General features: G+C 72.9%; 1 protein-coding gene. It reads right to left on the reverse strand.

Annotated elements, in window-relative coordinates; genetic code table 11:
- Nucleotides 1-18: 18 nt before the first annotated feature.
- Nucleotides 19-22,446 carry a lonely Cys domain-containing protein gene (locus tag ACIO1C_RS30635; RefSeq protein ID WP_401869542.1) on the reverse strand — a complete coding sequence of 7,476 codons (22,428 nt, stop codon included), beginning with the start codon at nucleotides 22,444-22,446 and terminating at the stop codon, nucleotides 19-21.
- Nucleotides 22,447-22,455 lie beyond the last annotated feature (9 nt).

The raw sequence follows: 22,455 nt of genomic DNA on the forward strand, positions 1-22,455 counted from the left end.
GGCTCCTCGTCGGGGGTGTTACGTGCGGTCGTTCAGTATCTGGCTGAGCTTCTCGGCCAGGGAGCCGACGGGTTCCAGGTTCCGCGCGCGGAACCAGTCGTCGATCAGGCGCTCCAGCGGATCGGGTGTCAGGGGCCCGTCGTCGGAGTCGGGTACGGAGCCCGGTACGGAGCCGGGTGCGAAGTCGGTTACGGAGTCGGGAGCCAGTGTCAGCAGGGCATTCCGTATGTCCTCCAGGGTGTCACCGTAGGCCGCCAGCCATTCCGCTTCCTGGTTGTCCTGGTTGTCCTGGTCGTCGAGCCCGTCCGGCCCGGCGCCGGCGGGCCATCCCGTCGCCTCCAGGGCGTGCTCGTCCGGGAACCTCCCGTCGACAGCCACGTGGTCCCGCAGCTCGGCCTCGGTCAGCGGGGCGATGTGCCAGTAGCGGCCCCAGTTGTCGATGTAGTCGAGATCCGGCGACTCCGGGGTGCCGCGCTCCCGCAGCTGGTCGAAGACCAGTTGGCAGCCCCGCATGATCTCGTGCAGGGAGTGGTGTTCCGCCGTCAGCATCTCCGCCAGCAACGCGATCCGCACCAGGCTCAGGTCGAGGTCCAGACCCCACACGTCGCGCATCGCCACGGCCTGGGTCATCAGCCGCTGCGACGAGCCGGACGTGCCGGCCAGGACCAGGCCGCCGGTCGGCTCGGTCGCGGCCTGGAACCGGCTGCTCATGGCGTAGTCCCAGCGGTTCCTCCCCGGAATCCACGCGAGGTCCTCGTCCGGCATCAGCGCCCGTTCGGCCTCGCTCAGCGGCGGCCGTACGGCATCGGGGCGCACCGCCGTCCGCAGCGGCCGCTCGGCCTCGGCGAGCAGGCGCGCCCGCTCCTCGGGCGGCATGCCCTGCGTCTGTGCGCGCACCGCCCGGTAGGCGTTGATCGCGCCCGACGGCAGCCGCTCGCCGTACTCCTCGATGATCGACCGCGGCATCGGCGCGGGGGTGCCGAGCAGGTCGGAGATCAGCCCCCCGGCCGGATGCGGGGCGCCGATCCACAGCAGGCCCATGCGCTCCCGCAGGTTGCCCGACTCCACCACGGCCTCGATACGGTCCCGGTCGGTGCCCACGGCGCCGTCGGTGGTGGGATCGGCCGAGCCCAGCTCCGCCCAGCGGCCGGCCGCCACGGCACGCTGCCACACCTCGCGTACCATCACGCCGAGCTGGGCGTTGGCGGCTTCGTGGTCGCCGAGGTACCGGCCGAGCCGCTCCTCGAAGCGCTCGGCCTCCTCCATGAAGCGGATCCGCGCCCCGATCCAGGCCGGTGCCTGCCGGGTCGCCAGCCGCCGCCGTACGGACACCGGCGCGGAGGACACGGCCTCCACCACCCGGCGCACCCGTGCCTCGCTCGCGGCGGTGGTGTCGCCCGGTCCGTGCGGAAGCCCGGCGAGGTATCGGTCGCCGTCGCGGACGAGGAGGGCGGGCGGCGCGTCCACGGCGGTGTGGTCGTCCGGGGTGCCGCCTTCCGCGGTGACGCCGTCCCGGGCGCCGCCGTGGAACGTCACCTGTCCGTCCGCGCCCACCACGGCCAGCCCGACGCCGAGCGCGCGGGGGGCCGCCGCCATCACCGCGTCCGCCAGCGCTCCCGTGCCGTTCTCACCTCCGTACGACGGGTCCCGCAGCAGCAGCCGGAAACGCTCGGCCGGGCTCAGGTCGACGTCCGGGGCCGGGAGCTGACTGCCGAGGAGGACCGCTTCCATGCGCTGGGAGGCGTTGGTCCGCGCTCCGATCTCGTCCAGCAGGGTCAGCGGGATCATCCGGCCCGCGTCCAGCGGAAGCGGCGTCTCCCGCGACAGGCCGTCGTCGGTGACGTTCTGCCCCAGCCACTCGTGGAGGGCGGCGGGCGTGTCGATTCCAGCGTTCGCCAGCGCCTCGGGCGCCGCGTACCGGAGGGCCAGCAGAAGGGCGCCGTCGGCGGACCGGTCGCCCTCCCCTGGCGACTCGTGCCCGGGCGACTCGTGCAACGCGAAGACAGTGCCGTCGAGTTCGGCGGCGTACGGTCCGGTGCGCCGGTAAGTGCCGCGCGGCGCACGTTCGTCGGGGCCGACAACCGAGGCCGGAGTCTCGCGTGCCCCGTCCTCGCCGATGTCCCCGCCGGTCCGCGGGGGGACCCGCAGCCAGGCCGTCGGGCTGCCGTCGGCCGACTCCAGGAGGTGGATGTCGGCCGTGGCGCCGCCGTCCTCGTCCTCGCCGGGGGTGACCGCCACCCCGCCGGAGTTGATGTACACGTCCAGGCCGGTGGTGTCCGCGACACCCCGCGCCCGCTCGACGGCGCGCGCCAGCGTGCCGGGGTCGCCCGGAACGTCGGGGGCGCACGCGAGGACCGTGACGCTGGTGAAGCCGGCCGCGGCCAGGTCGGGGCCGAGGAGCCGCCCCACCCTCTCGCTGTCGGCGCCGACGGGCAGGTCGTCCTGGCCGACGACGGCGTAGCCGCTGTCCTTGCCGTGGGACGTCCAGAAGAACGTACCGGTACGGCCCGTGGCGGGCAGCGGGCGGCGGCGGGCCACCCGTTCCCCGTCGGGGCCACGGCTCCACTCCGTGTACGCGGTGGCCTCGGGCAGCCGGCCGTACGGGCGCTCACGCAACGACCAGTCGTGCCGCGAGAACGACGCCTTGCCGACCGTCCGCCCGTCGGCGCGGATCTCCTGGACCACGGTCCCGTCCAGGGACCGGGCGGTGTTGTGTCCCTCCCAGGGCGCGTTCCAGAAGTCCGGCTCTGGGTAGGCCACGGCCCCGGCTCCGGCCACGGAGGCCGGGGCTTCGGCTCCGGACGACATGGGCGGGGCGGTGAGGGCCCGGCGGGTGGCGGCGGTCTCGGCGAGCACGACGTGTTCGTACCGACGCCCCGTCTCCGGATGGGTACGGAGGGAGCGGCGCAGCACCGTGAAGTCGGCCGGTTCGGGGTAGACCACCGGCTCGTCCTCCGGGTCCCTGGCGAAGACCGAGACATCGCGGCCCGAGGAGCGCTCCACCGTGAAGAGCACCGGGTGCCTGCCCGCCGGCGCATCGCCGCCGGACGCCAGCAGGTCCAGCGCGGTCTCCTCGGTGCGCCGCGCCACGTGGAACGAGGAGGTGGAGACCCCGTCCAGCGGACCGGATGGTTCCGTGCCGTCAGGATCGGATGGTTCCGTGCCGTCAGGATCGGACGGCTCCATGCCGTCGGGATCGGACGGTTCCGTGCCCTCGGGACCAGCCGGCAGGTCCCCCGGCAGCCAGCCCGCCCACCACACCGGAGCGTTCACGGCAGGCAGCCGGTCCAGCGCCTCGGCTCCGAACGCGCTGTGCTGGGACACCTCCGCCCGGATGCGGGGGGCCAGTTCGCCGATCCGCCGCCCCAGGGCGACGAGCAGCGCGGCCAGCCGCTCCGAGCGGTCGGGAGCGGACTCCTCGATCGCCTCGGCCTGCTCGGCGAGGCCGCGGAAGCCGGGGTCGTTCATCAGCAGGACGGGGAACGCGAAGCCACCGCCGCGGAGTTCGCCGGCGACGAGGGACCCGGCCCGCCCCACCGGGTCGGGCGTGCCCAGCAGCGCGGCGTCCGGACCGCCCAGCAGGTGGAGGGCGGTGACGTGGGCGCGGTCAAGACCGTCGAGCGGTGAACCGCCGTGCCGCCGCCGCCAGTCGAGCAGCGCCTCCTCGCGTCCCGGCAGCTCGTCGGGGTCGTACTCCCCGCCCAGCAGCCTCTCCCCGCGCTGTACGGCGAGGACAAGACCGTCGGGCACCGTACCGGCCCCGGTGGCCTCCGGGGGAAACCGGCCGACGCCGGTGCCGTACAGCCGCCGGTGCGGCAGCCGCAGACCGCCGTCCTGCCCGGCCGGGTCGGAACGGGTACGAGGGGTCAGGGCGTCGTCCGCCCATTGGTAGAGGTGGACCGCGTCGCCGAGAGCCGCGGCCCGCTCGGCGGTGTCCCCGAGGCCGAGGACGTGGGAGGCGAGAAGGACCTCGATCAGGGAGTGGCGGTCCAGGGACAACTGCCAGCCGATGACGGCCTCCCGGAAGGCCAGGACGTCCGCCCGCCGCACGCCGGCCAGCCGCGAGTAGCGCGACAGCGCCTCGCGGGCGGCATCGGCCGGGCCGTGGCCCAACGGGAAGCCCCGGTCGTGGTGGAACTCCCGGTACCAGTTGCCCTCCCGGTCCACCGGCGCCGGAGGCGTGAACCATACGGTGAGCCCCACACCCCGCGCGTACGCCTCCATCAGCTCCGGCAGCCCGGCACCCCCTTCGGGGTCCAGCAGCCGTCGCAGGGCGGCGTCGAGGTCCACGCCCGCGTCGTCGTCGGCGACCGGGAAGAACGCCGACGCGGCCCCCGCCTCACCGAACTGGCCGACGCTGAACCGGTGGACGGCCCCCAGCGCCGCGCGAGCGGCGGCGGTGACCCGCGGATCGCCCGCCAGGGCGCGGCCCAGCGCCCGCTCCCAGCCGCGGGCGGCCTCCGGCCAGCGCGGATCGGCGTACACCGCGGCGAAACGCTCCGCGTGCCGTGACGGATCACGGGATGCCTCGTCCTCGGTGCCGTCCTGGTCGCGCGGGGTGCGGATCAGGAACCGCGGAGCGGGGAGTTCCGGATCCCGTTCGAGTTCCAGTCCGTACCGCGGGTCCGCGTCCTTGCCCCGCTCGAAGGTCTCGGCGGGAACCGTGGAGCCGGCGGTGTCGCGCCCGGTGCGGTCGGCCATCCGCTGGGCCAGCGGCCCGGCCCCGGCGGGCGAGCCGAAGACGACGAGCGCGGCGCGCCCCCCGGCGGGGGAGTCCCGCAGCAGCTCGCGCAGGAAGCCGCCGACCTCTCCGGCGGTGGCGAGCTTGGACCCGTACGGGGAGCCCACCTGGACCAGCCGGCCGTCGCCGGGCGCGGCGAAGAACAGGGAGCCCCGGCTCCAGGGCACGGGGACCCGGTCCTTCTCCCACGTCTCGGCCTCGGTGTCGTAGTACTTGAAGTAGGTGAGCCCGGGCAGATGGGCGATCGCGTCCTGGCGCTCCGACCACTCCTGCGCCGTATAGCTGGTGACGCCGGACCAGGTGCCGTCGGGAGCGATGACGGGACGGGTGAGGATCTCCCGGTCCCACAACTCCGGCGCCGGAGCCGCCACCTCGCGCAGGACCACCCGCATGTGGCTGCGGCCCAGCGAGGCGTCGTACCGGACCTCGCGGGACTCCTCCTCGAAACGGGTCTCCTCCGGGAACATCGCCTGCCGCGCCGCGGGCGTCCGGCTGAACGGCGCGATGTCCCGCGCGGAGGACCGGCGTACCTCGTACAGGACCGGATGGCTGTCCCCCTGCGGCGGGGGCCCCGGCAGCATGCGCAGCCCGACGTTCCGCGAGGTCGAGGCGGTGTGGAAGGGCGGACCGGTGAAGGAGAGTCCCGCCATGGGCCCGTCCTGGGCCTCCTCCAGGGTCCCGGCCTCCCAGGCGGACCAGTACACCGGCGCGTCCACCGGCGGCAGCAGGTGCAGGGCTTCGCGCCCCATGCGCCGCAGGAGGACGAGATCCTCGCGTATCCCGGGCGCCAGCTCGGCGGCGAGCGCCGCCGCCCGCTGACCGAACTGGGCCAGTACGGCGGGTCGGTGCGGGGTCGTCGGCGGTACGTTCCTGGCCTGCCGCACCAGGGCCCGCAAGCGGGTGTCGCGCAGCAGCGTCAGCGGGAACACCTGGTCCGGAGCGGCCTGGGCGACGCGCCTGCCGACCAGCGCGCCCGCCGTCCGGCGCAGCCGGTCCAGCGACTCGGGGCCCGTCGTCAGCCGCGGGTCGGTCAGTGCGGCGTCCGCGCCGCTGAGCAGATAGAGCGCGGGCACGTGCGCCGCCGTGACGTTGCGCAGGAGCGCCTGGCTCTCGTGCCGCAGCAGCCAGTCACGCAGCGCGGAACGCCGTTCCCTGGCCGCCGGGCCCGTGGGCCACGGCAGCGTCCGCAGATCCTCGGCGCTCCAGGTGCTTCCCGCCAGACCGGCGAGCTGGGTGATGGCGGCGGGCTCGGCCGCGTTGCCGGTGATCCAGGGCGCGAGCCAGGTGGTGCGCTGCTGGTACATGCGCTGGTGGGGCAGGCGCAGCCGCTCGCGCAGAGTGCTGTCGCCCGCGTACGCCGTGCGCAGTTCGGGCTCGGACTCGATGCGCCGTGCGGGCGCGAAGACGGCGTCCGCCCAGGCGTACAGCCGGGCCGCTTCGACGTCCTTGGGCTCGGGCTCGGCCTCGTCGCGTACCCCGGCCGACTGCGCGGCCTCCAGCACCTCGGCCAGCGAGTGCTCGCCGAACATCAGCCGGTCCGCCAGCAGGGCGTTCCGCAGTCCCAGCAGCAGGGCGGGGTCGGTGCCGGGCAGGTTCCCGAAGGCCCGGAGCAGCCAGGCGACGCCCGTCGCGCGGCCGTTGCCGACGGGGTGACCCAGCCGGTCGTGCCGGTCCAGGTACCAGGGGCCGGAACGCCGGTGCGGGGTCGCGTCCTCGATCAGGGTGAGCTGGTGCTGGACGTTCAGCTCGGGGCGGTCCGCCCACAGCCGGCTGAGCGAGGGCCCCGCCCCCTGGGTCGCGGACGCGTAGCCGGCGTCGACGAGCGCGAGCACGAACGTCCGTAGGCTCACCGCCATGTCCTCGTCGAGCAGCAGGTCCATCTCGGCCTGCGGGTCGTCCGTCTCGGACATGTCGGGGAAGAAGGCGCGCGCCGCCGTCGGGGCGCCGAGGTGGTGCGACAGATACGTGAACAGGACGCGGACAGCCGCACGCGCCGCGTCCATCACCGCGGGCTCGTGGGCCAGCACCTCGCCGAGGGCCTTCTCGTACTCCCGGCTCACCGTCCACCAGCGGGGATCCGCGTAGAAGGTACGGAGGATCTCGCCGTCGGCCGGGTCGGCCGGGTCGGCCGTGGGCCTCGGCAGCGCCGGCGGCCGGGCGGCGGTGGCGTCCGCGACCACGGAGTACGCGTAGGTGTGCCTCGTCGAGCCCTCGTCGTACGTACGGATGGTCCGGTTCTGGGAGAGGAAGTACGAACCGGGCGGATAGAGGACCTCCGACTCGCCGCCGAAGGCGGAGAACATGGCGATCTCCTTGCCCAGGGATTCGGGGATCTCGAACACCCCCTGGTGGGTGTGCGACGGCCCGCTGCCCCTGGCCACCGCGAAGGCGATGGCCGCGCCGGAATCCGTGGAGGTGCTGCGGAAGAACGGCACCGAGATCACCACGCCGTTGTACAACGGCGAGTTGGCCGACGGCCGGGCCAGTGACCCGGGTACGCCACGGTCGCCCCACCAGACGGTGCGCCGCACCGGGGGGAGCAGTTCGAGGGCTTCGACGGCCATCTCGATGTGCACCTTCAGCTGACCGTGGAGGCTGTCGCCGATCACGTCGAGCCTGCGGCGCAGCCGCGACAGCTCGGGGCCGGGTTCCAGATCGGGCAGGTCCACCAACTCCTGCAGGATCTCCTGGAAACCGGGCTGGGTCCGCAGCGTCAGGGGAACGTGGCTCTCCCATGGCCCCGAGCCGGGCGACCAGACGACGTAGACGGCGCGCGAGACCAGCGTCCAGGCGACGGAACGCACCAGCCACCGGCTCGCGTGCTGTCCGAACCGCTCGCCGTTCAGGAGCGCCTTCATGAGCCGGTAGTCGGGCATGCTGTAGATGAACAGGGCGGTGATGTGGGCGGGGGACATCTTCAGCAGCGCGGCCCGGCCCTCCTCGCCGTACCGTGCCAGCCACTCCCGTGCCATCTCCATGCGTTCGTCGTCGGGGGACGTCGGAGGGGCGCCGGAGAGAAGGACGTCGACCATCGTCTGCAGATCGTCGGGGACGGCGAGGCCGTCGGTCGCCTGGCGGGGGTAGCGCACGCCCTCGCTGTACAGCGCCACGTGGGGGGCGCGCAGCCGGTCGCGGACCACGAGGCCCTGGGGGGTCTCCGGGATGCGCTGCCAGGGGACGAGGTGGTCCCTGGCCCACCCGTGCGTACGGGCGGCGTCCCGCCGCGTCGCGACGCGCTCGTCCGGGCCGCCCATACCGATCAGGTGCGAGGCGCGCAGGACCTCGTGGAGGGACTGGATGCCCTCCAGGACCGTCCAGGCGATCAGCGCCGTACGGAAGGTCGCCATCTCGGCGGGGGTGGCTCCGAGCTCCTGGGTGGCCTGGAGCAGCCACAGCGCGGGGCCGTTCACCCCCGCCACCTGACGGAAGCCCAGGGCGTCGTGCCGCCGCCAGCTCGCGGGGTCGGCGGAGTTCAGCCTCCGCAGCGGCTGTCCGGCGTGCCGGATCCGGCCGGGCAGGGCGCGGCTGACGGTCGCGGGGCTGCCGGTGTTGGCGAAGACCGCGTTGGCGTACGCCCCCATCAGGTGGGGAAGGGGGGCCGTTGCGTCCGGTCCGACGAGTTGGGCGAGAGGGCCGCCCGGTGCCGCCCACCTCGGGTCGTCCGGCGGGAAGAACGCCTGGGCGGCCGCCTCCTCCCCGTACCGCTCGACGAGGAACCGGTGCGCGCGGCCCACGGTCTGGCGGACCGCGGTGGTCACCTCGGGCTGCGCGGCGAGGAGTTGCGCGAGCGTGAACTCGAAGTCGAGGCTCTTCTGGCCCCAGTGGGGATTCCCGTAGTAGCCCATGAAACGGGGGGTGTCGGGCGCGCCGGTGATCCGCCAGGACGGGATCTGAAGGTACGAGTTGTCCTCGGAGTCGGCGGAGTTGAAGGAGTCGGCGTCGGACACTTCGCCGGACTCGGACGCGTCGTAGGGGGGTTCGAGTTCGGCTTCGGGCTCCGACGCCGAGCTGGCGAAGGGATCGAGGTCCATGTCCATGGCGGTGTCGGAGTTGATCAGGCCGGAGGCCGGGTAGCCGGTCTCGACCGGACGCCCGGTGTCCGGGGCCGGTGCGCCGGTGGTCCGCCCGCGGCCCGGATACGCCGTCACCCACCCCGTGGCCCGCCCCTCGGAGTCCTCCAGCGCGTGGATCAGCGCCGGACCGCCGTCGCGGCCGACCGTCACCGCGGTACGGCCCACCTCCAGGTGAACCGGCAGGCCCACCGTGTCCGCCAGCCGCTCGGCCCGCGCCGTGGCCTCCGCCATGCTCCCGGGCGTGTCGCCGGGACCGCACGCCAGCACGGTCACGCTACGGAAACCACGGTTCCGTACGCCCGCCAACAGCCGCCCCGCGTAAGCCCCGTCGTCCCGCAGGACGCCGCCGCCGTCCTCGGCGAGCGCCAGCCCCTCGGCGCCGCCGTGCGAAGCGAAGAAGAACGTCCCCCCCGCGGTCCCGCCACCGGGCAGCGCCTTGAGCGTCGCCACCGGACGGCCCCGCGCGTCACGCTCCCACGACACGAACCCCGTCGCGCCGTCCAGCCGCGCGTACGCGTCCCGCCGGACCGCCCAGTCCGCGTCGTCGAACGACGCGGCACCGACAACCCGGCCGTCCTCCCCGCGAATCTCCCGCAGCGCCGGCGCGGGACGCGGGACCTCGCCCCAGGAGGCCTCCTGGGCGGTGATCGACTCGTACGGCACCGTCCCCTCGCCGTCCCGGACGACGCCCCGGCCCGCGACGCGGAAGAAGGCACCGGGCGGATACGTGACCTCCGCCTCCGACAGGGACGCCACGAAGGGAGTGATCTCCCGCGCCGTCGAGCGCGGGACGTGCACCAGACCGGGGTGGGAACCGGCGGGCGGTTGCTTGCTCCACGTCATGAACTCGTGCGCCCGGTCGCGCACCAGCGACGTGCTGCGGAAGAACGGCATCGTGATCGTGGACCGGCCGTAGACCGGCCCGTCCACCGGCGGCCCGTCCAGCGGACCCCGTATCCCGCGGTCGCCCCACCAGACGTCGGCGTTCACCGGCGGCAGGATCTCCAGCGCCTCGATCGCCATGTCGACGTGCAGCGGCATCCGCGCGTACAGCCAGTCCGCGATCACGTCCGAACGGCCCCGCAGTTCGTCCGCCTCGGGGCCCGGGGTCTCCAGGTCCGGCCCGGCCCGCAGGTCGTCGAAGAGCTCGTCGAGGTCGGGGTGGGCGCGGAGCATCGTCGGCAGGAACGCGGGCGCGTCGAGCTCCACCGCGTTCCTGGTCAGCGACCAGACGTTCAGCCGTACCAGGCGGCGGCCCATCCCCGAGCCCAGCCGCTCACCGTTGAGGAACGCCTTCATCAGCCGGTAGTCGGGCCCGCCGTAGAGATGGACGGCGGTCAGGTGGGCCGGTGCCAGGCGCGACAGCGCGCGCATGCCCACGTCACCGTATGTACGGAGCCACGCGTGGAGCGCCCGCTCCCTGCGGGTGGCGGACGGGAGGGTCCCGGCGAGCGCGGCACCGGTCAGCCCCACGAGGTCGCCCGGGAGATCCAGCTCGCCGGCGGTGACGTCCGCCCCGTACGTCATCCGCTCGCCGTACAGCCGGCGGTGCGGCGGGATCAGATGACCGTACGGATCGAACCTCTGGAAGCCGGCGCTCCGCGCCGAGTCCGCCACCCAGTTGTGCAGCCCCGCCCCGTCACGCAGCACCGTGCCGCGTTCCTCCGCGTTCCCCACCCCGAACGGGTGGGAGGCGCGCAGGACCTCGTGCAGCGACTGGAGGTCGGCCGGGACCGTCCAGGCGACGAGCGCGCCGCGGAACGCGAGCAGCTGGGCGGGCGAGGCGCCGAGGGCGGCGTAGGTACGCAGCAGCCGCGACGCGGGACCGTCCTCACCGCCCACCCGGCGGAAACCACGGCTGTCGTGCACCGAGCGGTAGGCACTGCCGGGTGCGTAACGGGCACGACGGCCGGCCGGACGCGACAGCGCCTCGGCCAGCGGGCCCGGCAACTCCGCACCCGCGTACGCCGCGTACGTGAGCGCGGTCATCAGCTCGTCCAGCGTGAGCGGACCGGGCGGCAGGGTGCGCAGCCGCTCCAGCGCGGCGGCGGGATCGGCCGGAGCCGCGTCCGGGGCGAAGAAGGCGCGCCTCGCCGCCGCCTCGCCGTGACGCGCGGCCAGCCCCTCGTACATGCGGAACAGCCCGTCACGGGCCGATTCGGTGAAGGGGACGACCTGGCTCATCAGCCCGGCGAACACGAACTCCAGCGCCACACTGCGGCGGCGCCACTCACGGTCCCGGTACAGGCTCTCGAAGCGCGTCCGGTCCGGCGATCCGGCGGGGCGCCAGGACGAGACCGACCAGCCCGGATCATCCGTGGTGCCGGTGGTGTCGGGGGCGTCCGGCCGGTCGTCCGCCCGGTCGTCGGCGGAGACGGGGGTCATGTTGATCAGGACCGGCGCCGGATAGGCGATACCGGTCCGCGCGTCCCACTCCGTAGCGTTCTCCCGTGCCCAGACGTCCGGCGTCTGTGCCCACTCCGCCCACTTCGCCCACTCCGCCCACTCCGCCGGGTCCTCCGGGTCCGACAGGCCGAAGATGGTCGCGGGGCCCGAGGACGCGGTGGACTCCCCGGACGGGTTGGCCGGCTGCCGGGTGGCCCTGGTCCACTCGCCGGGGGCCTGGGTGGCCGGTTCCAGGGGAGCCACGATGGTGAGCGGGGCCGACGGATCGGCGCCGGTCAGGCCGAGGGGCGCGCTGTAGCTGAAGGCGGGGCGGCCGGTGCGCTGGGCGAACCGCTGCACCAGTTCCGGCCTCAGGGCCCCGGGGCCGGAGGTCAGGAACAGCGCGGGAGTGCCCAGGGCCGTGGTCCGCAGCGCCGGGTCCAGCCTCAGCAGCTCCAGGAACTCGTCGTCGGACACCTCGATCGGGGGCCCGCCGGGCAGGTGCAGGACCACGTTCCCGGCCTGGTTCACATGGATCAGGATGAGGACGGGGGCGGGCATGTCCGGTCCGGCCCACTCCGGTACGACCTGTTCGACGGAGCTCCCGCCCGGACCTCGCGTCATCCGGTCCACGCTGCGCCAGTTGATCCCCCCGGGCGCGGGCTTGTCGCTCCAGTTGACGCCCTGGATCACCTGCCCCTGCCGCAGCAGATTGACCTTGACGAAGGCAAAACCCCTCAGGTGGTGCGCGGCCAGCACGTCGCGGTCGGTGACGTCGTGCCCCTCGGCGAGGCCCTTGGCGGCCAGGGCCCAGATCTTCTTCTGCTTCGACAGGTCCCACGGGTCCGCGTCGGTCAGGTGGAGGACGCTGCGGCCGTGTGCCTCCCGGTCGGCCGGGGGGATCTCGTTGAACAGCAGCTTTCCCGCGCGGACCATCGCCCAGAGGGTGGAGGCCACCTGCCCCGGGGTTGCCGCCGCCGCTGAGGGGAGTGACTGGACGGAACGCAGCAGGGCCTCGCCCGACGTGGCGAGTTCGGCGAGGGTCACCTTCAGAGCCGGTGTCGGTATCTCCGTGCTGAGTTCCGCGTCGGAGTCGGCGAGGACGCGGTCGCGGGCGAAGTCCAGGAGGGCTTCGAAGGCGGCCGTGTCGGCGATGCCGTCACTGTGTTCCTGCGCGTAGAAGGTGACCATGTCCTCGCGCAGGGGCGTGACCCCGCTGAGCGCGGGATCGTTCGCCCGCATCGTTTCCAGTGCGCCCATACCCTTGAGCAGCCGTTCGTACCGCCCGCCCGGCACGCCCCGGTCCGCCTCGACGCCGTTGCCGAAGAGGCCGCGGAGTCCCCGTACCAGCCGGAGCATGGTGGCGCGCGTCTCCGCCGGTACGGGACCCGGGCCCGTATGCAGACCGGCGTCACGCGCCAGCCCGTCCAGCTCGTGTTCCAGCGGCTCGGGCGGGAACCTGACGCGGCGGCCCTTCTCCCCGTCGGCCGGGGCGACGACCAGGCGCCGGATGCCGTCCATACCGGTCTGCGTGGTGACCGAATCGGTCTCCAGCCTGCTCTCGTTGGCGGCGTACTGACCGAACGGTACGTCGCTCCAGGGGTCGTCGACGTGGGGCACCGGCAGGGTCGAGGGATGATTGTGACGCGGGTCGCCGTCCGCTCCGCTCCAGCAGATCTCCAGGCCCAGCCGGTGGCCCGGGGGCAGTTGGCGTACCTCGGGCAGCCCGGCGATGTAACGCGAGGCGTCCCGCTTGGCCAACCGCACGGTCCTGCCGTCGCGGAGGGCGAGCGCCATCCGGCCGGGTTTCGCGTGTGCGGCGAAGATGTAGACCGCCGGATCAGGGGTTATCTCCTCGATCTCGCCGTCCTGAAGGCCGGCGCCGGCGGGGACCTTGTGCAGGATCCGCCGTATGTCGAGGTACGACTTGAACCGCTGCTCCGACCTCCGCAGGCTCTCGCCGTCCCGCATCGAGATCCGGCCGAACCGCTCGTGGTCCTCGGAGACCAGGGGGCGGGTGTCCACGTCGCTGTCCCGGAACGTGATCCCCTCCAGCGACGTCCACTCCCGGTCCTCGAACGGCAGCGTCGTCGCCAGGGGATCGAACGGCACCCAGAGACCGAACGCCTTCTTCGCGTCACGGTCGACCAGCACGGGAAGGTGTTCGTTCCCCGACCCGTCACGGACCAGACGCCCTTCACCGCTGGGGCCGATCACGCGCCGGTCCAGCCGGGTCGCCAGCAGCTGGAGATCAAGAGACCGCTGGGCGAAGGGTACGGCCAGCAGCAGCGGTACGTTTTTCGGCAGCCGCGCCAACTCGGGGTCGGCGAGGAGCACCTCGGCCAGCGCTTCCGTGTCCAGCACCCGGCCGTCAGGGACCCGTACCCCGTCGGAGTCACCGTCCGCCGCGACGACGTACGCCGAATCGGGCCACGGCGCGTCCTCCTCGGACACGATCTTCGCCAGCACGCCCGGCCGCGTCTCGATGACCCGTAGCCGATCGGGCCGCATCCGGCCCACCGGCTTGCCCGTCCAGTTCCGCCCCTGCCGCGGACCCGACGGACCCGCCATCAGGGTCCGCTCCGACAGCAACGGGTCGACCGGCTGCGGGTCGGCAGGTTCGGTGGGTTCTTCGGTGGGGGCGAAGATGTCGGCCTCGGACGAGGCCGCAGGTGGCGTGGACGAGGGCGGTTGCCGGGTGGCTCCGGTCCACCGGCCGGGGGTCTTCGTGGCCGGGTCCAGGATGGCGAGGATGTTGAGCGGGGCCGACGGATCGGGCGCGGTCAGCATCAGCGGCGCGCTGTAGCCGAAGGCGGGACGGCCGGTGCGCCGGGCGAACCGCTGTACCAACTCCGGCCTCAGGGTGCCGGGGCCGGACGTCAGGAACAGGACGGGAGTGGCCAAGGGGGTGGTACGGAGTGCCGGGTCCAGGTCCAGCAGTGCCAGGAACTCGTCGTCGGACACCGGGAGCGGGGTGCGGCCCGGCAGGTGCAGGACGATGTTCCCGGCCTGGTCCACGTGGATCAGGTTCAGGAGGGGGGCGGGCCTCCCCGGGCCGGCCCATTCCGGCACGATCTGCTGAACGGTGGTCCCGCCCGGCCCCAGCGTCATCCGCCGCACGCTGCCCCAATTGACCCCCGCGGGCGCGGGCGTGCCGCTCCAGTTGACGCCCTGGACGTTCTGCCCCTGCCACAGCAGCGCGGCCGGGCCGAACGCGCTGGTCTGCTCCAGGTGGTAGGCGGCCAGCAGGTCGGGGTCGGTGACGTCCGTGCCCTCGGCGACGGCCTTGGCCGTCAGCTCCCACAGCGTCTGCTGCGCCGCCCGGTCCCAGGTCTCGGTGCCGGGCAGATGCAGCACCTTGCGGCCGAACGCCTCCCGGTCCGGCACCGGCACCTGCCCGATCCGCTGCGCGGCACGGACGGTCGCCCACAGGGCGGACGCGACCTCTCGGGGGCGTACCGGCGCATGGCCCGGCAGGGCCTTCACGGCACGCACCACCGCTTCACCGCTGGTGGCGAACTGGCCCAGAGCCAGTCGCAGGGCACGTGAGTCGATCTTCTTGCTCAGCTCGGCACGCGGATCCGCCGCGATCTGCTGGCGGGCGAAGGTGAGCAGTGCCAGATGGCCGGCCGCGTCCGGAGCCTTCCCGGTGTACGCCTCGGTCAGGAAATCGAGCATGTCCAGACGGATCGGGGTGCGGTTCCTCAGGTCGGGGTCGTTCGCGCGCATCGTCTCCAGCGCGCCGATGCCCTTGAGCGCCTGCCGGTACCGGAACGGATTGTCCTCGAACCTGTTGCCCAACGTGGTCCGCAGGGCCCGTACCAGCCGCAGCGTGGTCGTGCGTGTCTCCGGCGCCACCTCACCCGGCCCCTGGTGCAGATCCATGTCGCGGGCCAGCTGGTCCAACTGGGGATCCGACGGGTCGAAACGGAAGGTGACCCGGCGCCCCCGCTCACCGCCGGCGCCGTCCAGCACCACCCGGGCATCGTCGTTCAGGCCCGTCGACCGGGTGGCCGCCGACGTCTCCATGTGGCTCTCGTTCGCCAGGACATGACCGAACGGAATGTCCTCCAGCGGATCATCGACATGCGGCGCGGGAGCGGTGTCCAGGGGAGGCCGCGCCGGGTCGCCGTCCGAGGCGCCCCAGCACACCTCCGCGTGCAGCCGGTGCCCCGGCGGCAGCTCACGCACTTCGCGCAGCCCGGCGATGTAACGCGCGGCGTCCCGCTTGCCCAGCCGTACCATCCGGCCGTCGCGGAGCGCGAGCGCCAGCAGACCGGGCTTCCCATGACCCGCGAACACGTAGATCGCGGGATCCGGGGTCACCTCCTCGGACTCCCCGTGGTGCCGGTCGCCACCGGCCGGCACCAGATGGACGAGTCGCCGCATCTCCCGGAACGTCTTGAACCGCTGTTCCCGCCGCCGCAGCGCGTCGCGGTCCGGGATCGAGATCACGCCGTACCGCTCGTGGTCCTTCGAGACCAACGGCCGCGTATACACGTCACTGTCACGGAACTTCGTGCCGTCCAGTGCCGTCCACTCACGGTCCTCGAACGGCGCCGCCGTCCTGGGTGTCGGATCGAACGGCACCCACGCGCCGTACGGCAGGTCCGCGTCACGGTCGACCAGCCCCAGAACATGCCCGTCACCCGTGCCGTCGGGGATCAGACGTCCCTCACCACTGGGTGCCCACACCTTCCGGCCGAGTCGGCGGGCCACCCCGTCCAGATACTGGCGGCCCATGTCCGGGACGGCCAGCACCACGGGTACGTCCGCCGGCAGCGACGCCAACTCGGGGTCGGCGGCCAGCACGTCGGCCAGCGCCTCCGCGTCCAGCACCCGGCCGTCGGGGACCCGCACACCCCCGTTCTCGCCCTGGCCCGCGACGACGTACGCCGAATCGGGCCACGGCGCGTCCTCCTCGGACACGATGAGCGGCGTCCGACCGGGGCGGACCTCGTACAGCCGCACCCGGCCGGGCCGCACGCGGCTCACGGGCTTGCCCGTCCAGTTACGGCCCTGTCGCGCGCCCGACGGCCCAGGCATCAGGGTCTCGGCCGCCAGCAGCGGATCGGGCGGATCGGTGGGGCCCAGGATGCTGATGGAGCCCGAGGGCGCGGTGGACTCCCCGGACGGGTTGGCCGGCTGGCGGGTGGCCTTGGTCCAGTGGCCGGGGGCCTGGGTGGCCGGGTCGAGGGGGGCGACGATGGTGAGCGGGGCCGACGGGTCGGGGGCGGTGAGGGTGAGGGGTGCGCTGTAGCTGAAGGCGGGGCGGCCGGTGCGCTGGGCGAATCGCTGTACCAGCTCTGGTCTCAGGGTGCCGGGGCCGGAGGTCAGGAAGAGGACGGGAGTGGCCAACGGGGTGGTATGGAGTGCCGGGTCCAGGTCCAGCAGTGCCAGGAACTCGTCGTCGGACACCGGGAGCGGAGGGCGGCCGGGCAGGTGCAGGACGATGGTCCCGGCCTGGTCCACGTTGATCAGGTTCAGGAGGGGGTTGGGCATGCCCGGGCCGGCCCACTCCGGTACGACCTGTTGGGTGGTGGTTCCGCCGGTTTCGTTGGTCCCGTTGGTCCCGCTGGTCCCGTTTGTCATTTGGCGCACGGTGCGCCAGTTGATCCCCGCAGGCGCGGGAGTGTCGCTCCAATAGACGCCTTGGACGTTCTCCCCTTGCCACAGCAGCGCGGCCGGGCCGAACGCACCGGTCTGCCGCAAGTGGTAGGCGGCCAGCAGGTGGGGGTCGGTGACGTCCAGACCCTCGGTGAGGGCCTTGGCGGTCAGGGCCCAGAGTGATTTCTGTTTCGGCAGGTCCCACGGGTCGGTGTTGTCGAGGTGGAGGACGCTGCGGCCGTGTGCTTCCCGGTCGGCCGGGGGGATCTCGTTGAAGAGCGTCTTCCCGGCCCGGACCATCGCCCAGAGGGTGGAGGCCACTTGGCCGGGGGTCGCCGCCGCCGCTGTGGGGAGTGACTGGACGGTACGCAGCAGGGCTTCGCCGGAGGTGCCGAGTTCGTTGAGGGTTACGTTCAGGGCGGGTGCTGGTATTTCCGTGCTGAGCTGTGCGCCGGGGTTCGCGAGGACGCGGTCGCGGGCGAAGTCCAGGAGGGATTCGAAGGCGGCGGTGTCCGCGATTCCCCCGCTGTGCTGCTGGGCGTAGAAGGTGAACATGTCCTCCCGCAGCGGGGTGACCCCGCCGAGTGCCGGGTCGTTCGCACGCATCGTTTCCAGGGCGCCGATGCCGCTGAGCAGCCGTTCGTACCGTCCGCCCGGCACGCCGCGGTCTTGCTCGACGCTGTTGCCGAAGAGGCTGCGGAGTCCCCGTATCAACCGCAGGGTGGTGGCGCGCGTCTCCGCCGGTACGGGACCCGGGCCCGTGTGCAGACCGGCGTCACGTGCCGGCCCGTCCAGCTCGTGTTCGAGCGGCTCGGGCGGGAACGTGACGCGACGGCCTCTTTCCCCGTCGGCCCCGGCGATCAGCACGCGGTCCTTGCTCGTCATGCCGGTCTGTCTCGTCGCCGAAGTGGTCTCCAGCCTGCTCTCGTTGGCGGCGTACTGACCGAACGGAACGTCGGCCCAGGGGTCGTCGACGTGAGGCCGCGGACCGTGATGAGGCTGCTGTTGCCGGGGGTCGCCGTCCGACGCGCTCCAGCAGATCTCCAGGTGCAGCCGGTGGCCCGGGGGCAGTTGGCGCACCTCGCGCAGCCCGGCGACGTAACGCGAGGCGTCCTGCTTGCCCAACCACACGGTCCTGCCGTCGCGGAGGGCGAGCGTCATACGGCCCGGACTCCCGTGAGCGGCGTAGACGTAGACCGCCGGATCGGGGGTCAGCTCCTCGATCTCGCCGTCCTGGTGGTCGGCGCCGGCCGGAATCTTGTGCACGAGGCGCCGCATGTCGAGGTACGACTTGAACCGGTGCTCGAACTCCCGCAGGTGTCCGCCCTGCACCGAGATCCGGCCGAATCGCTGTTTGTGCCCGCCGGAGACCAGGGGCCGGCTGTCCACGTCGCTGTCCCGGAACGTGGTCCCGTCCAGGGCCGTCCACTGACGGTCCTCGTACGGCAGCGTTGTGCCCAGGGGATCGAAGGGTGCCCAGAGGCCGACCGGTTTGTCGGCGGCGCGGTCGACCAGCACGGGGAGGTGTTCGTTCTTCGACCCGTCACGGACCAGGCGTCCGTCACCGCTGGGGCCGACCACGCGCCGGTCCAGCCTGGTCGCCAACTGCTGGAGATCGAGGGAGCGCTGGGCGAAGGGTACGGCCAGGAGCAGCGGTACGCTTTTCGGCAGCCGGGCCAACTCGGGGTCGGCGAGGAGCACTTCGGCCAGGGTCTCCGTGTCCAGCACCCGGCCGTCGGACACGCGCATCCCGCCGGGGTCGCCGTCCGCCGTGATGACGTACGTCGAATCGGGCCAGGGCGCGTCCTCCTCGGACACGATCTTCGCCAGCACTGCCGGCCGCGTCTCGATGACCCGTAGCCGATCGGGCCGTACCCGACCCACCGGCTTCCCCGTCCAGTTCCGCCCCTGGCGCGCGGCCGACGGGCCTGCCATCAAGGTCTGCGCGGACAGCAACGGGTCGGACGCACCGGTGAAAGCACCCGATGTGGTCCGGGGAGCGGGCGTGGGGGTGGGGGTGGGAGCGGGCCCCGTGGAAGAGACGGCGGGCGGCCCGGCGGGCGGCGCGAAGACGAGGAGCTCGTCCGTCTCGTCCTGGCCGGCCGGGCCGACCGGGGTGGCCGGGCCGTTCGGGGTGGCCGGAAGGGCCAGGCTGACAGGGGTGGTCGGAATGGCCGGGGTCGGTTGCCGGCCGTCGCTCAACCCGTTCGGGTTGTCGTCGCGGAACCGTGCCCGGCTCGACACCACCCTGGCCCTGCGCCGCTCCTCGGCCACGGCGCGGTCGGTCTCCGGACGGCCCTCCTCCTGGGCCGCCCGTGCGGTGTCCACCGCCGTACGAGCCGTGGAAAGCGCGGCCCGTGCGTCGCTGAGGGCCGCCGCGCCGCCCTCGTACCGCCGCTGGAGGCCGAGGAACTGCTCATGGGCGATGGCGGCACGCTCCTGAGCGTCCGCAGCGTTCTCAGCGTCCTCCAGGCCCGGCTGGGGACCGCTCTCCGTGGCCGTCCGCTCGATGCTCCGGGCCTCGGCGCGCGCCTGCCTCCACGCCAGCCGCGCCTGCCGCACCTGCTCAGCGGTCGGCAGCAACTCCGCTTCCCGGAGGGCCTGTTCGGCACGGGCCAGCTCCGCTTCGGCCTCCCGTACGGCGGACTCGTCGGGGGCCATCGTTTCGGGGGCGACCGCGTCGGAGGCCACCGGGCCGGAGGCCGTCGCCTCGGAGGCGCGCAAGGCGTCGGCGAGGGTGGTGAGTTGGTCGTTGAGCAGCGTCAGGTCGTTCGGTACGGCGCCGAGGGCCGACCACGCCGCCTCGTACACCGACCGGGTGTCGGCGTTCCGCGCGACCCCGTCGAGCAACTCGCTGAGCCGGGCGGTCAGTGTGGGGGCGGCCCCGGCGGGGCGTGCGGCACGGTAGGCGTCGCCGTGCCGGGCCTCCAGCCGGGCGGCCGGGAGCGGGTGGCCGGCCGGGGCGTGCGACAGCCCCCACAGCAGATCGAACAGGTCCCTCGCACGCTGCCGCTCGTCGGTGGCGAGGGCCAGCGCGTACGCAATGTCCGCCAGCGACTCGGTGACGGCGGGGACGGTGAAGCCGTCGGTCTCGGTGGTGTCGGCGAAGGAGTGCGGGGCGGTGCCGACGCTGATCTCCGCACCCTGGACCACTCCGGTCAGCGACCGCCCGTCCGCGCCCACGCGCAGGGCGTCCGGCGACACCCCGGGCAACCGCTGGGCGATGGCCTGGTGGATGTCATCGGCGAACGGGCCTGCCCCTGCCGGGAGTTGGAACTCCAGGGTGCCGAGGGGGCGCGGGTTCTCGAACTGCACCCTGCCCAGGTCCTCGCCCGCGAGAACGACGGGATGCCCGATCTCCCGCATGACGGCGCTGAACCCGCGGCCGACATCCAGCTTCGCGTCGTCGGAAAGCGGTGGGACGGGCGACGCCCCGAGGGCCCCGCCGGCCTCTTCCGACCCCGTCACGGTCGCGTCGGCGGAAGCCGTGGATATGGTCGGTACGGTCGGGGGCGCCTCGGACTCGGTCGGCACGGCCCGATACGGCGGCGGTGTTTCCTCCCGGCCCTGCGGGGCTGTGGCCTGCGCGTCGACCGTACTGGAGCCGCCGTCGGGTATGCCGGTGGTGGTGCCGACGTCACCCGACGTCGTAGGGGCCGACTCCTCCGATTCCGGGACAAGGCCTGATGCCTCATCAGGGAGCGTGTCGCCCTGGGTGGTTGTGGCGCCCGGGCCGGCTCCCGGCTGCTGTGCCCCGGCCAGGGGACGGTGCGGGGCGGAGGCGAGGTCGGTCGGCGTGGCGTGCACCGCCGGAGCCACGGCGGCGTCGGCCGAGGCGTCCTCCTCGGCAGCGAGGTCCGATGCGGCCTGCTCCTCCGTACCGGGGCTCGATCCGGTCCGCGGGGCAGGGGTGGTGCTGTCGCCGGCCTGCTGGCCCTTCGCCTGCGTGGGGAGATCCGGCGACTGCCGGTCCGCCGGGTCCTGAGCGGCGCGTTCAGCATCGGAGGGAAGACCGGAGAGCGCATCCGCGTCCGCGTCCTCGCCCATGTCGACGTCCGCCGTCCGCTCGCTCACGAACTCCGTGGCCGAGGGGGTCGAAGAGCCCGCGGTGGAGGGGAAGTTCGACAACACGTCGGCGTACGGGTTGTTCCCGGAGTCCCCCAGAACGCCCGGAGGGTTGAGCACGGAGGCGATGGACTCGCTGCTGGAATCCCCCCACACGTCTCTGACGGCGGCGTCTTGAGGGAGGGAGTGCTTGACCGCACCGCCCATGCCGAGTCCGGTCGTCGCACCCGGGCCCGTGGTGGAGAACGGCCCCGGCGGTGGATAGGCGGCGAAGTCGGAGCCGTAGTCACTTACGGACGAGGTGTCGCTGTAGGAGCTGTAGGGACCGAAGTCCACATCGGAATCGAAACCGGAATCGAAAGCGGAACTGGAACTGGAACTGGACGAAAGATCGCTGACGAACGACGCGGTGTCGTCGTCGTAGTCCGGGTCGGACCGATACGGCGCCACGTAGGGACCCGTCCCAGGTCCGTTCGCCGTCCCGACGGGATCGGGAGCGTCCCAGTTCTCGGGGTTCTCGTACGCAGAGACCGTGTAGGGGCGGGGCAGGGGGTCGAAAGAGTGGCCGGCCGGCGGGTCGTTGTCCGCACCGCGCCCGCCCCCACCGCCGTCCGCCCCGTAATTGACGTCACCCCGGCCCCAGTTGAGCTCCGGGAAGAACGTCTTGTTGACCCACTTCCCGCCGTACCCCGCGACGTCGGAAGCGCCCTCGAACAAAACCCCGCTGAGTCCGGCGCTCACGAACGTCGCGGGATTGACGGCGAACGTCCCGAGGAAGAAGAGGTTGGTGAACGTCGTCGCGAAGGTCTCGGCCTGGCCCTCGTTGATGAAGGTGTGAGGAAGTTCGTACACCTCCTTCCATCCCGGGTTCCTCTTGAAGAAGTCCTTGAAGAACGGCGCGGTCGCCTGGGAGAAGAAGCCGCCGAACGCCCCCGCCAGCGCGCCGAGAACCGCCGACTGCCCGATGTCCCCCCAGTCGAAGCCCTTGCGCCGCCGGTCGGGCACGTCGGGCAGCGTCATGGACATCACCTGCGCGGCGAAGGTGATGAACGCTTCCTGGATCGCCTCGAACAGCGCCGACAGCGGCGTGGGGACGGCCCGTCCCAGTCTCTGGAGGACCAGCAGGATGGCGAGCGCGCTGCGGGCCTTGACCACGGCGATCTGGGTCACCGAGGTGCCGCCGGTGAACACGGCGAGCGCGGCGATCAGGGCGAGTTCGAGATTCATGAAGATGAACTCGAGGAGGATCTGGTACTTGCTCTCCGAGAGCTGGATCGAGCGGTCCACCTGACGGCGCCCGGTCGCCCGGATCTCGGTCGAGAAGTCCTGGAGGTGGTTCCGCCCCCCGTCGTCCACGAAGGTCTTCACCGCGGCGACGAACTCCGAGGCGATCCTGGGCGGAAGCGAGTCCCCCGCCGTGGCGACGGCGGACTTCATCGCATCCGAGAGCGCCTCGATGTCGTCGGCCAGCCGGCTGTAGGCACTGCGGCTGTCGTAGCCCCTGTCCTCATTACCGGTGGCGACGTTGGCGCCCACCCAGATCTCGATGAACTCCCGCAGAGCGGGAGGGAACATGATCGCCAT

Source organism: Streptomyces sp. NPDC087420, from assembly GCF_044744165.1.
Lineage (GTDB): Bacteria > Actinomycetota > Actinomycetes > Streptomycetales > Streptomycetaceae > Streptomyces.